We start from the raw sequence: 12,585 nt of genomic DNA, 5'->3' as shown, positions 1-12,585 counted from the left end.
TTTAAGCATTTATCTTTTTTAGGTGGACAGCTTAGATTGAAAGGCGAAATGGTAAAAGGAGCAAAATAGCCACTTATATACCAGTATTGGACTTTTACACTTGGATTAGCGTGTAGAAAAATCAATTTAATTGAAGATGTTTTGTTAAAGTATCTCTGGTTTTGAAGAATATCGCAAAAAAAGTCAAAAATTATTAATTTTTATTCGTTATGATTATAGTGAAGAGGAGGTGAAATACCGTTGAAAAATGACTGGCTAATTCAAAAAACAATAAATTGGATTGAATCACATTTACATGAGCAAATTTCCGCCAATGATATTGATGCAGTGAGTGGATTTTCAAGATATCATTTTCACAGGGTTTTTCAAGCCTCTGTTGGAATGTCTGTCACGGAATATATTCGAATGAGGCGACTTGCAAATGCTGCAAGTATACTTCTTCATACGAATGAAAGAATTATTGATATCGCGTTCTATTATCAATTTGAGTCACAAGAATCCTTTACACGAGCATTCAAAAAACTATATGGTTTGCCACCAGGGCAATACAGGAAAGTAATGAGAGCTATGAGAAGAAACAAGGAGGAATCAATAATGGAAGAGAAAATTAAAGGTTGGTTCATTAGTGGGAGTCATCCTTATAATTATGAAATTGGTATAGATCAGGAAACTGTACATCAAGGAAAGGCATCGGGATATTTAAAATCAAAAACTGTTCGGGATCCAGATGAATTTGCAACAATGATGCAACAATTTAAGGCGAATGAATATAGAAATAAAAGAGTTAAACTCTCAGGGTTTATTAAAACTGAAAATGTTAAACAATTCTCAGGACTTTGGATGCGAGTAGATAATGCATCGGAGGATATGCTGCAATTTGATAATATGAGTGATAGACCAATCACTGGTACAAATAGTTGGAATCGATATTCTATAGTTCTGGATGTTCCAGAAAGTAGTGCAATAATATCGTTCGGTATTTTACTGACAGGAAAAGGGGAAGTTTGGCTAGATGGGCTTCGTTTTGAGGTAGTTGATAAAGATACCCCTACCACCCACATTAGTTTTGAAAACCATCTTTTAGAGGAACCAACAAATCTATCATTTGAAGAATAAAGGATTTTTGGAATTTATTTTTTGAAATCTAAAATATCTTCTAAATGTTCTCGTTGAAGATAATATTAGTTTATTTTAGACTCAATATAATAGTTACAATCCACAGACAACTTCAGATTATCGATCTAACTTAAAACATCAGCCATTTAAGTTAATAGACCAAACCATTGGTGATCGTCCGGAATTTACTTTACAAACAAATTGATGTAAAAATGGATAGCCAGTGCACTTTAGTCTCTAGCTATTCAATAACTGTTGAAGTCGGTATGGATCAATAGGTTGAATATTATGAGCAATTATTAAAACTAATAAATAGAATTAATGGAGCGTGTTTTTTTATCATTATAAAACACGCTCTTTATTTTTTCGTTGAGCCCGCATTAACTGGCAGTAATTTATCTGTAACGAAAGTGAAACGTAAGGTACAAGACTCCCACCTGAAATTCGGTGAAAGCAAAGAAGTTAGGTGGGAGATTAACTACCGCTCTATTGATGAAGACAATAATCAGTAGGAGATGAAAAAAACCCCCACTGATTAAAATTTCACTTTATTATGGTAAGTAAATAACCGGACTGATAGCAGGAGCGCTGCAAGACCAATATGAGTCCCGACCAGCCGAGATTCCCTATGGAGGAACTGCTGATTACCAGTCCCCGATTATTGAGCCGAGTGCTAAACCAAACTGGTTAAGCGAATATTGACGCTAAGAGCAATATCTGGCGAGTGTGGTACCGAGGAAACCAAATACAACTGTTGTGCTGGGGAGGTCGCCCATGTTGCCATCATCCATATCATGATTAACGGGATGATAGCAAAAATCAATCCGTCCTGCCCAAGTCACTAGCAGTTGTATTCCGGCTTGAACGGAAAAACCAGTATAGATCATGAACTTCTGCCCTTTTGTATCAGCACTCACTCCTCCAAATTTGGAGTCGAAAAAACTGCAAAAACCAAAAAGTAAATAGAATACCGGAAAGCGTAACAGCCGACAGCTCGGCACTCGCCTGTAAGAAGGGAGCGCTGTAAGTAAACAGCGTAGAGTATCAAAACGTGCTACTTTGGAGAAGAGCCATTATCTAGTTTTCCGCTCTAGCTGACTTCAAAAATTGTTTTAAATGGCTGTCTATCACTAGAGAATCCTGTTCGTTTTGTCCAATTCCAAAGCAATGTCCCCACTTGGATTCGATTGATCGAAAAACAGCATTAGACATATATTTCACCTCATATGCATTATCCTCAGGAGGAAAAAACAAATCAGTCGATCCTGGCATAACAAGGGCATGAGCTGTAATCTTGTTTAAAGCCTGTTCAAAATTTTTGTTGTCTTGAGGATTGGCACTGATATCCCCGTTGATCCCTGTTCGGAGCATAGCAATTAAGTCGTTGGCGTCAAAGGAAAGGAACACTTGATCCCAATAGTCTTCCAGATATGCCTTTAACGTCGAGTATCCCTCCATCTGATAGAGCTGCTCCAAATAATAAGCTTGGGAAAATCCCCAAGGAGCATAGGCTCGTCCCATCGCGGCGAGTCCTGCTACAGGCTGATGGGTATAGAAGCCTTCCTTCCAATTAGAGTCCGCTTGCAATGCTGCGATAAGTCCTTCAAAAACAACTTGAGCATGTGGTCTGGTCTTTGCAGTTCCACCAAACGGTGCAATCCGCTCGACCATCTCAGGATAACTTGATCCCCATTGAAAGGTTTGCAGCGCTCCGAGCGACCAGCCAACGACTAGAGCAATTTTCTTAATACCAAATTTCTCGGTTATTAGCCGATGTTGTAGCTGAACATTATCATAAATCGTAATGAGTGGGAAATTAGCTCTGTCAAAAGGGGCTGGTGTGTTGCTTGGGGAGGACGAAAGACCATTCCCCAACATATTAGGTACAATAATAAAGTATTTATCTGGATTGAGAGCTTTACCAGGTCCAATCAACCACTCATTATCAGTGTGCTGACCAGCAAACCAGGTAGGGTAGACAATTACATTTGACTTGGTGGAATTTAAAGTTCCATAGGTTTTATAGGCAAGAAAGGCTTGAGGCAACTTTTGGCCCGATTGTAGCACGACATCTCCCAGTGAATAAATTTCGTAATCTTTCATATGTGATTCTCCTTCGTTTTACAAGATTTGGTGTTGAAGCTTGATTTTTACTTTACGGTACTGTTACCATCAAATCAACGAAACGTTTTTGATCATAATGTTCATTTTTTTTGAATGAAGAGGTGCTGTCTCAATGGAAATTCGCCAACTTAAAACATTTTGGACGCTTGCTTCCACACGCAGTTTTAGCCGCACTGCCGAAGTATTGAACTATGTTCCATCTACTGTAACTATGCAAATTAAGGCTTTAGAGGAAGAATTGGGGGTCAAGCTGCTGGATCGCTTAGGCAAGAGTGTTGTATTAACAGATGCAGGCCAGCAATTGTTACCTTATGCCAACAAAATATTAAACGATATAGAGGAGGCACGGTATATCTCAAGTCAAAGCGGAGAATTAACTGGTACGGTTATAATCGGTGCAGACGAAGTGCTTTGTACATACCGGCTACCTGCATTGCTCCGGCTTTTTCGCGAACGATATCCGCACGTTCGTCTTTTGTTTAGGCCCTTGTCTAGTCACAATTTGAAACAGAGTTTGAGAGAAGGAAATGTTGATGTGGTCTTTATGCTGGATGAACCAGTCGTATCGACGGATCTTCATACAGAGATTTTATTGGACGAACCTTTTCTTATGGTAGTTTCACCCGACCATCCATTAGCTTCACGCTCTACATTAAGCATAGAAGATTTTAACAGAGAGCAAATTCTATTAAGTGAAAAGGGTTGCTCTTATCGGACATTCTTCTATCGAACGTTACTGAGAAATGGGGCCGACAGCTTAACCGAACTTGAGTTTAATAGTGTAGAGGCCATTAAACAATGCACAATGGTAGGGCTTGGCATTGCTTTACTACCTGAAATGGCGATAAAGGGAGAGATGGAGCGGGGAGAACTGATTGCTTTACCATGGGATTTATCTGAAATACGATTTGCTACTCAAATGCTGTGGCATCAAGAGAAATGGATTTCACCATCAATGAGCGTCTTTATCGAATTGGCAAGAAGTATACTAAAACAAAACCCCTAAGATGTTTTCAACAAAATCAATCAATTATGCCGAGGCATAATTGATAAATACTAATACTACTAATTCGTTCTAAGTGTCTTATTAAGGTGAAATGCTAAAAAATGCTTAGCCGAAAAAAATATAGAATGCGAGAGAATGATTAAATAATTACAATTTTGAAGTAGATGTTTACTAGAATTAGATGAAGGAACAATGGAAAGAAAAAGAAAAAGAAAAAGAAAAAGAAAAAGATTAGAAAACGATAGGGTAAATATAGTATTTTTAAATATAGTTTCAATTAAAGGGGGAATACGTATGTTTTCGCAAACGATAACTGACTATTGGAAGTTGCAATTTTTTAACGGAGATGTTATTTACAACGATAAAGTCTTTACGGTCACCATCAACCCAGACCTGAGCGAAGACAGTCGGGTCATGGTGCTAGAAACTACTGACGGACGGTTTTTGGCAGTTTTGAAGCCTGAGATGGCCGAAAAGTTAGACCTTTCAAAAGGACAAGAAATGTCGGAGCTGATCTTCCGCCAGAAATTAAATGAAGCAGGAGTCACAATGCATGGCGCAGATTATCTTTTTTATTTTTCAGAAGCAGAAAAGAACATCTTGCTGCAAGAAGACCTGGAAGGTACATTGCGCCAATTAACAGAACGAGATGATGCAATTTTCTCAGAGTTCGAGTCTTCCGCTACTGAACAAGACTTAGATGATGCTTATGTCGAGTTGGATCACTGGGCGGTATTCGGCTCTTTTGAGCAAGATCGCTTGGTCTGTGCTTCCAGCATGTATCCTTGGGAAGAAGATGTGCAAATTGCGGATCTCGGTGTACTGACTCTATCACCTTTTAGAGGAAAAGGTCATGCTCGCAAAGTGGTACGTTCAATCTGCAAGTACGCTTATGAGCAGGGATACGAACCGCAGTATAGATGCCAGCTCGATAACGATGCTTCAACAGTCTTAGCTAAAGCAGCTGGCTTGACGGCGCTTGGTAAGTGGGATGTAATTTCCCCTAACTGCACTGTCGGAAAGTCCGAGTAGATACGCTCGTTCTTACAATTAAATTAAAAATCGATTTTTTCTTAGCATAGAAAAAATCGGTTTTTAATTTAAGAAATCCTTGCGCCTAAACGAAATTCTAATCCATATAAACAGTCGTCATCTACTAATTTACGAACATATGGCATTCATCTATTCAATAAAAAATAATGGTATTATATGGGTCTAGATAAAATAAAGAATTTGCAATAATAAGGAGACTAAAATGTACACAATTGGGCAAGTAGCTAATTTTTTAGGTGTATCTAGAGATACCTTGAAATTTTATGAGGAAAAGGGATTAGTAAAGCCGAAGCAAAATATAGAGAATGGATATAGAAAATATAATCATTTTGATATTTATGATATTACAACAGTAAATTTCTACAGAGAAATTGATATTGAAATTAAAAAAATCCAGGAATTAAGAAAGAGTAAGAGTATTGATGGAATTCAATCATTATTAGAAGAAAAAGAACAAGAGGTTTTACGGGAAATAGAATATAAAAAACTTTTATTGAAAAAGATTCAAATAGTAAAAGAAGATTGTAAGAAAATCAAACAATTCTTAGGAGAGTACATAGTTAAGGAAATGAAACCTTTAGCAATAAAGGGAGAAATAGAACATTTTACTGCTTATGAAGAATATGACACTTTAAAAAAGAATGCGGACAGCTTAAAAAAAGCAGTTACGCTCACATCTTTAAGAAGAGTCATCAGCTTCAATGAAGAAGGTATTATAGAAGATAAGTTTATCATTGTAAGAAAAGTGAGCGACCCTGATGAAGAAATTGATGGTGAAATTCTATCCCATCCAAAATGTATTTATACAATTATGGAAGATGGAAGATGGTCAACTGGCGGAAAAAATATTGATCAACACGTGGAAGCGAGTTTAAGAAACATAGCATTAGAAAACGGGTATGAACTTTTGGGACAAGTTTATATAAACTTATTACTGACCACTTATGAAGACGGACTTGAACGTGTATTTCTAGAGATTTATGCGCCTATCAAGTGAAACTTATTATTTCCTCGCTTTGCTGAAGAGGCATACTTTATTCAACTTAATTTCATCAAGGGAGAACCCTTCATTTAGGGGTTCTTCCTTTTATTTGAATATAATACTTGCGAAATTAAAAGTCATAGTGTACTATTTAACTAGTACACTATGACACGGAGTGTATATGATGTGGAGCCTATTTTAGATCAAATCATTTTATTATAAAATGGTTCGTTCAGTGCACATGAGGAAGTAGAGACGCTTCGAGAAGAAAGCGTATTATAAGAAAGGATGAAATTAATGACTAGATGGATTGAAAAGGAGATAAATATGAAAAGATTTACTTTATTTCTATTAATGGCGTTCACTATTGTATTGATGTGTGCTTGTTCACACGATACAACACCTAACGAAGAAAGCAATAAAGAAAGTAAGGAAAAAACTGTTAACAATGTAGCTGTTGAAATTCCAGATGATATATTTGTTTCTAATAAAAAGAATGAAACTATTAGTGAAGACGAAATGAAAGCAAGTATAAAAAAGTATATGGATTATAGTCATGTGTTAGACAAAGAAATGGAGATAATTGTTTATAAATATGAGGATGCTACTAAATCTGATCAGGAAAAATTACATACATTAGTAGCTGAAGGGGAAAAGAATGATGCGAATTTCAATGATTTTATTAGTAATAATACTATCCCTGATGATTATAAAGAACCTTCAAAAACAATCTATGAATTTGTTTCATCGATCAGAGAAACTTTAATACAATTTGAAGATGAAATTGTTGGAGTGATCGAAAAGGGTAACTTAACAGATATAACAGATTTTGCTTCAGAGCATTTTACTAAAGCGAACGGAAGGCAGCAATTAAAAATCGAAAAATTTTTAGATGAGAAAAATATTAAAACTACATATTTCGATGAATAGAAAGAATATATTTAATTACCCTTTAAGTCTTTGAAGGGTATTTTTTTATTATTCTTTCGCCGAATTTTGAGGCGGTCAAAGTGTTGACCTGTGAGTTACCCCTAGGTTTAAGCTTAAGGTATTCTTAAAATTTTTAAGATAACTTTAGTTTGAAACGGGGAATATGCATGAATAGAGAAAAGAAACTAAAAAAACCAGTAGCACGTTTTATTTTACTAACCAATATCATTTTTTTGCCACTTTTTTGTCTTGTAGGAGCCGCAAGTGTGTTAGGATTTCCTAAATGGATTTTTGATGTAATGCTCTGTATATCAGCTTGGTCCTCAACCTTTGCTTTTGCAATATTGTTTAAAAAAATCTATCCTGGGCAAAGTTTTATGCAATTTGTAAAAGATAAATTCAAGAATAAACTTAAGTTTTCTGTGATTTTTATTGCAAGTATGATTCAAGCTTTCATATTTTTGATGATTTTGTTTATTGTATCTAATACTAGTGAAGTAGATTCTATTTTTACTGTTTCTTCATCGGGAATGCTGATCTATTACTTTTTAATCACCTTCTTTCTGGGCCACTAGGAGAAGAATTAGGGTGGAGAGGTTTCGCTCAAATGGAGCTCCAAAAGAAGCATTCGCCATTAAAAGCTTCCATCATCATAGGTTTTTGGTGGGGACTGTGGCATCTGCCTATATGGTTTACTACAGGGTATATGGGCATTGATTTAATCAAATATATTCTATTCTTTATGATTGCACTCATTTCCACTAAAATCGTCATGACAGCCTTTCATAATTTAAATCAGAATCTAGTCATCCCAATCATCATTCACCAATTATTTAATTTCTTTTTGGGCTTAATAAACGGGAAATTAATTGATTTACTCATGTATAACGCCATTTTTTACTTCGTTGCAGCCGTTTTAATCATTATTATTAATCCAAAGAACGTATTGTATGGAAAGGAAGATACAATGTTATTCATGCAAAGCAATACATGATTTAATGTTAGTTAAGCGCGAGAAGCAACAATCGATAACCGAACGGCTCATTTCAGTGGGGGTTATATGCAAATGGGCAATTTTTGAGGAATAAGGAGGAGAAATAGTTGAAGAGAAAAAATTTGGTTGTCGTTCCCTTATCAGATTTTGAAACAGAGATTGGTCGCTGGATATGGTGTTTGGAAGATGTTCGGCGAACGCTTATAGAAAAAATATCTGACATAAGTCAGCAACAGCTCGATACCAAACTAAACGGTCACTCCATCGGATCGTTGTTATATCATATCGCTTTAACTTCTATCAGCGGGTGTACAAACATCCGCTGATAGAAGATAAAGCCTCCGGCGGATGTCACGGAATCGGAAAGGAGTTCTTTGTGCAAGCACAAAGCCGATTCCGGACACAATTATGCCAAGGCATAATTGATTTGAAGCAGACTGGCTCTATGAAGAGGTTCTGGGCGGTACATGGAATCCAAAGATCCGTTCCTTATTTTCTCATGAAGACCGTAATGAGGATGACACCTTGAGCCATATAGAGGGACAAACCTTAGATGAACATTTACTTCGTCTACAATGTGTACGTGATGAACTGCTTTTCCATTTTCGTTCAATGGATATAGAGGATTGGCGTACAGCCAGAAATCTCCCTCATTACGATGTCACACCTGAGTGGGTTATTTACCATATCTTTGAACATGAGTCCCATCATAGAGGACAAATTTTCCAGATGCTTGCCCATTTAAAAAGACAAAGCTAGCAACTATCTTTAGACGATGGCTGATTTTCACCTTAAAATCACAATGAAGACACAATCATTGAAGTAACAAAAATTCAATGCTATTATAGATATGTAAAGTCTCTAATTGAGGTGAATAATAATTATGAAATATTCTAAAGCTACAAATTATGCACTACACACAATGCTTTTTCTTGCAAAGGAAGCATCAAATAAACCAGTAGGTGTCCAACAATTAGCGGAGATGCAAAATGTGTCTCCTACGTATTTGTCTAAAATCTTAACTAAGTTAGTAAAAGAGGGAATGATTAATTCTGTATCGGGTGCCAATGGTGGCTATACACTTAGTCACCATTGGGAAGAAATTTCATTTTTAGATATAATACATGCAATTGAAGGCAAATCGTCTTTGTTTGATTGTTGTTTATATAACGATCCTAAGTGTGTAATAAAAGAAGTAATGCTATCTGCAGAGGAAACACTGGAGAATGAGTTAAGAAATAAAAAAATATCGGATCTTGTGAAAAAATAGTAGTGGATGAATAGTCCACCATTATTTTTTCATTAATCGTGGATATAAAGAGTCTTTTGAGTCTGTGATTGAATCTTAACGACATTTACTTTCAAGTGGTTATGCTTAGAATCATTCTATTTTTAAATTTTAATTAGAGCTAGAAGGCATGTTGTGATGTTTAAGAATGAATATAACTAACAACATGTACTCTATACAACATATGAAGGAGAGTTAAATGATGGAATTATTTGATTGTGCAATTATAGGTGCAGGTGGCGGTGGGCTAAATGCAAGTTTGATTTTAGGAAGAGCTCGGAAAAAAGTCGCGTTATTTGATAATGGAACAAGTCGGAATCGTGTGACGCAGAAATCACATGGATTTCTTACACGTGATGGCATTAAACCTGCTGAGTTTAAAGAAGTAGCATTGAATGATGTGAATAAATACCCGTCAGTACATTATTATCAGAACACGGTTAGGAATATTACGAAACAACCAAATGGCTTATTTAAAATTGAGACTTTAGAAGAAGTTGAGTACGTTGCTGAGAGAATTATATTGGCAACGGGTGTTCAAGAAGAATTTCCGTCAATTCCGGATATTCGAAAGTATTATGGGAAAAGTTTATTCAGCTGCCCAACTTGTGATGGATGGGAATTAAGAGATCAACCTCTCATTATTATTTCTGAAAATGAAGAACAGACGCTTTTTAAAGGAAAGCTTGTTTCTAACTGGTCAGAGGATTTAGTGATAGCCACAAATGGTCATGAACTTTCTGCTCCGACATTGAATGCACTTGAAAGAAAAGATATAACTGTCATTACTGAATCCATTCAGAATCTTCATGGTGAGGATGGTTATTTAAATAAAATAGTGTTTAGATCAGGACTTGAAATAGAAAGAGTTGGAGGTTTTATAGTGCCAAACTTTGTGCGTCCGAACCGATTTGCAGAGCAGCTTTGTTGTCATTTAAATGAAAATGGTAGCATTTTTGTGGATGAGGCAGGGCGTACATCACTGGAAAATGTTTATGCAGCGGGAGAGACAGTAAAATTAGGCCAGTCTTCATTAATAGTCGCTGCTGCTGAAGGATATAAAGCGGCGATGGCAGTTATTTTTGATAGTATAATTTAAAAAATTTTCACTTAATTACGGATATTAAAGGTCTTTAATATGTGATAAAAGGGAAAGAGTAGGGTCTAATAATAATTATAAGCATATTATAACTTCAAGATTTTTATTTTCACAAAGGAGGAAAAGAATTATGTCGATTGTTCATGTCACAACAAAGAAAGAATTAAGAGAACACTTAAATACTAAAAAAGTTGTGTTAATTAATTTTTGGGCCGAGTGGTGTGGTCCATGTAAAATGTTCGCAGGGGTTCTTAATCAACTCAGTGAAGAATTCAGTGGTAAGATAAAAATTATAAAGGTGAATGTTGAAAAAAGCCCAGATATTGCAGCAGAATATAAGGTAATGGGAATTCCTCATTCTCGTTTGATTATTCACAATAAATCATATGAACCCATCATTGGATATGTGCCTTTTGAACAACTAAAGCAGGTGATTGGTATTTGATGTATGGAATTATGATTGGAGTATCGGCATAATTGATCTTGCTAGAGTCTATCCGAATTTCGAGATGGTGGAACTTATAACATTAGAGAGACTGCCCATAATAACTTTTTGGGATCAGAAACCTTTGACGCATCAATATTTGTAGTGAGATGTTAGAATAAGCTTTCTTGAATCTGTTTAATTATTTACCAGTTCATGTTATAATGAATAGCTTAAGGTAATCAAAATGTTCCTTATAACAGAACGGATGCCAAGAAAGCCTCCGCGCAGAGATAAAATATAGAGGTGTAAGAGATTGAATAAAAAATGGACGATTGATAAAATTAAAGAATTTATTGAGAATAATTCGGAAAGTAAGTTGCTAACGACTGAATATCACGGTTTCTCTCAAAAGTTATTATTAAAATGTGCATGTGGTAGCAAGTTTGAAAAAACATTTACAAAGTTTAAAAATAAACATCAACGTAAATGTGATGTCTGCCAACCACCAAAAGAGTCACGCTAACCGTATAAATGATACGACGTATTAGCTATGTGCATTACAACAGATAAAAAAGAGCTCAATGTTACAGCTAGAAAGAATATATTAAAAGTGAGTAGGAGAACAAACATGATAGAGATCAAAACATCTCCTTTAAGTGATGGAGAATTCAATAGAGGGGTATTTGCAACATGCGATATCAAAAAAGGAGAGCTTTTACACGAAGCACCTGTCATTTCTTATCCAAACGAACAGCACCAATACATTGAGCAAACCTTACTCGGTGATTATGCTTTTGAGTATGGAATAGGTCAATCTGCTATCCTTCTTGGTTATGGAATGTTGTTTAACCATTCTTATGAACCAAATGCAACTTATGAAATTAATTTTAAAAATCGCACTTTTGACTTCTTTGCATATACAGATATAAAAGCTGGAGATGAAATTCTAATCAATTATAATGGCGACGTTGATGACAGAGATCCACTATGGTTTGATCAGGAATAAAAAGGATTTAAAATAAATCAGGGCGTTGATCTAACAAAGATAAAGTTACTTAATCAAACTAGTTTAACTTAGTAAATGCAGTTCGATTTGACTTTCCAAATCGTTGTTCAATAAGGTGAAAAATAAAAACAGGGTTGAATTCTACAATTTGTAGAACTCAATCCTGTTTTTTTAAAAGGCTGTTTTCTAAAAGATTGTTTTGATATTTCACAAACCAAATTTTTAACTAAAGCACTCAGTTAGTTTAAATATGATTTTTCATAAATTCTTGGATATTCGCAATAAGTAGTGGACTATCTACTTTATTATTTTCCTCAAAGTGTACCAGTACCTATCCTCTGTTTATAGAAGCAACAATCTTTGAGAAAACAGCCAATAATTAAAAAAAGCATTCAGGGAACAGTTCACCTTTGAATGCTTTTTCACTTCTTTTATTTAGAGTGGATTTCCTGTACACGTCCAATCTGTCCATCTGTAAGCCTGATTTTAATTCCGTGGGGAAGGGTGCCCGATTTGGTAAAAATATCATAAGTGATATCACTGGTAATCTTCCCTTTTAC

At 35.6% G+C, this 12,585-nt stretch carries 15 protein-coding genes and 1 pseudogene; 13 read left to right on the top strand and 3 right to left on the bottom strand.

Annotated elements, in window-relative coordinates; genetic code table 11:
• The first annotated feature begins 240 nt into the window (after positions 1-240).
• On the top strand, positions 241-1,116 hold the full coding sequence (locus ACYQ73_RS09360; protein WP_460012231.1) for a helix-turn-helix transcriptional regulator: 876 nt from the start codon (positions 241-243) through the stop codon (positions 1,114-1,116).
• Between the two features lie 704 nt (positions 1,117-1,820).
• Here the strand turns inward: ACYQ73_RS09360 and ACYQ73_RS09355 are convergent.
• Entirely contained in the window at positions 1,821-2,033 is a 213-nt protein-coding gene (locus tag ACYQ73_RS09355) for a hypothetical protein (RefSeq protein ID WP_460012230.1), read from the bottom strand.
• Between the two features lie 160 nt (positions 2,034-2,193).
• Positions 2,194-3,219 carry an alpha/beta fold hydrolase gene (locus tag ACYQ73_RS09350; RefSeq protein ID WP_460012229.1) on the bottom strand — a complete coding sequence of 342 codons (1,026 nt, stop codon included), beginning with the start codon at positions 3,217-3,219 and terminating at the stop codon, positions 2,194-2,196.
• Positions 3,220-3,352: 133 nt separating this feature from the next.
• Between ACYQ73_RS09350 and ACYQ73_RS09345 the strand changes: the two genes are divergently transcribed.
• From ACYQ73_RS09345 to ACYQ73_RS09290, 12 genes and pseudogenes are all read left to right on the top strand, one after another.
• On the top strand, positions 3,353-4,246 hold the full coding sequence (locus ACYQ73_RS09345; RefSeq protein ID WP_460012228.1) for a LysR family transcriptional regulator: 894 nt from the start codon (positions 3,353-3,355) through the stop codon (positions 4,244-4,246).
• Between the two features lie 192 nt (positions 4,247-4,438).
• Positions 4,439-5,278 (top strand): GNAT family N-acetyltransferase, encoded by an 840-nt coding sequence (locus ACYQ73_RS09340; protein ID WP_460012227.1) that lies wholly within the window; start codon positions 4,439-4,441, stop codon positions 5,276-5,278.
• 223 nt (positions 5,279-5,501) lie between these two features.
• Positions 5,502-6,296 (top strand): MerR family transcriptional regulator, encoded by a 795-nt coding sequence (locus tag ACYQ73_RS09335; RefSeq protein ID WP_460012226.1) that lies wholly within the window; start codon positions 5,502-5,504, stop codon positions 6,294-6,296.
• Positions 6,297-6,578: 282 nt separating this feature from the next.
• Positions 6,579-7,211, top strand: a complete 633-nt coding sequence (locus ACYQ73_RS09330) for an NDxxF motif lipoprotein (protein WP_460012225.1) — start codon at positions 6,579-6,581, stop codon at positions 7,209-7,211.
• Between the two features lie 167 nt (positions 7,212-7,378).
• Positions 7,379-8,205, top strand: a pseudogene (locus ACYQ73_RS09325) (CPBP family intramembrane glutamic endopeptidase).
• A gap of 107 nt (positions 8,206-8,312) precedes the next feature.
• Positions 8,313-8,531, top strand: coding sequence for a hypothetical protein (locus tag ACYQ73_RS09320; RefSeq protein ID WP_460012224.1), 219 nt, complete (start codon positions 8,313-8,315; stop codon positions 8,529-8,531).
• A 130-nt stretch (positions 8,532-8,661) separates the two neighbouring features.
• The gene (locus tag ACYQ73_RS09315) at positions 8,662-8,964 is read left to right on the top strand and encodes a DinB family protein (protein ID WP_460012325.1); all 303 of its coding nucleotides are present in this window, start codon (positions 8,662-8,664) and stop codon (positions 8,962-8,964) included.
• Positions 8,965-9,088: 124 nt separating this feature from the next.
• Positions 9,089-9,475: an Rrf2 family transcriptional regulator gene (locus ACYQ73_RS09310; protein ID WP_460012223.1), complete on the top strand. Its 387-nt coding sequence runs from the start codon at positions 9,089-9,091 to the stop codon at positions 9,473-9,475.
• A gap of 220 nt (positions 9,476-9,695) precedes the next feature.
• The gene (locus ACYQ73_RS09305) at positions 9,696-10,592 is read left to right on the top strand and encodes an NAD(P)/FAD-dependent oxidoreductase (RefSeq protein ID WP_460012222.1); all 897 of its coding nucleotides are present in this window, start codon (positions 9,696-9,698) and stop codon (positions 10,590-10,592) included.
• Positions 10,593-10,722: 130 nt separating this feature from the next.
• Complete coding sequence (locus tag ACYQ73_RS09300; RefSeq protein ID WP_460012221.1) at positions 10,723-11,037, top strand: thioredoxin family protein; 315 nt, start codon at positions 10,723-10,725, stop codon at positions 11,035-11,037.
• 295 nt (positions 11,038-11,332) lie between these two features.
• On the top strand, positions 11,333-11,542 hold the full coding sequence (locus ACYQ73_RS09295) for a hypothetical protein (protein WP_460012220.1): 210 nt from the start codon (positions 11,333-11,335) through the stop codon (positions 11,540-11,542).
• 105 nt (positions 11,543-11,647) lie between these two features.
• Positions 11,648-12,025: an SET domain-containing protein gene (locus ACYQ73_RS09290; RefSeq protein WP_460012219.1), complete on the top strand. Its 378-nt coding sequence runs from the start codon at positions 11,648-11,650 to the stop codon at positions 12,023-12,025.
• A 431-nt stretch (positions 12,026-12,456) separates the two neighbouring features.
• Here the strand turns inward: ACYQ73_RS09290 and ACYQ73_RS09285 are convergent, their stop codons facing one another.
• Complete coding sequence (locus ACYQ73_RS09285) at positions 12,457-12,549, bottom strand: DUF2196 domain-containing protein (RefSeq protein ID WP_460012324.1); 93 nt, start codon at positions 12,547-12,549, stop codon at positions 12,457-12,459.
• Positions 12,550-12,585 lie beyond the last annotated feature (36 nt).

The sequence above is a fragment of the Lysinibacillus sp. CTST325 genome (genome assembly GCF_054665055.1).
The sequence above is the reverse complement of the archived record's forward strand: the minus strand, read 5'-3'. Positions and strand labels throughout refer to the sequence as shown.

What these genes read in the sequence shown, in the direction of transcription:
- ACYQ73_RS09350 (WP_460012229.1), bottom strand. Translation starts at nt 3,219, where the DNA reads ATGAAAGATTACGAAATTTATTCACTGGGAGATGTCGTGCTACAATCG.
- ACYQ73_RS09345 (WP_460012228.1), top strand. Translation starts at nt 3,353, where the DNA reads ATGGAAATTCGCCAACTTAAAACATTTTGGACGCTTGCTTCCACACGC.
- ACYQ73_RS09340 (WP_460012227.1), top strand. Translation starts at nt 4,439, where the DNA reads ATGGAAAGAAAAAGAAAAAGAAAAAGAAAAAGAAAAAGATTAGAAAAC.
- ACYQ73_RS09335 (WP_460012226.1), top strand. Translation starts at nt 5,502, where the DNA reads ATGTACACAATTGGGCAAGTAGCTAATTTTTTAGGTGTATCTAGAGAT.
- ACYQ73_RS09330 (WP_460012225.1), top strand. Translation starts at nt 6,579, where the DNA reads ATGACTAGATGGATTGAAAAGGAGATAAATATGAAAAGATTTACTTTA.
- ACYQ73_RS09310 (WP_460012223.1), top strand. Translation starts at nt 9,089, where the DNA reads ATGAAATATTCTAAAGCTACAAATTATGCACTACACACAATGCTTTTT.
- ACYQ73_RS09305 (WP_460012222.1), top strand. Translation starts at nt 9,696, where the DNA reads ATGGAATTATTTGATTGTGCAATTATAGGTGCAGGTGGCGGTGGGCTA.
- ACYQ73_RS09300 (WP_460012221.1), top strand. Translation starts at nt 10,723, where the DNA reads ATGTCGATTGTTCATGTCACAACAAAGAAAGAATTAAGAGAACACTTA.
- ACYQ73_RS09290 (WP_460012219.1), top strand. Translation starts at nt 11,648, where the DNA reads ATGATAGAGATCAAAACATCTCCTTTAAGTGATGGAGAATTCAATAGA.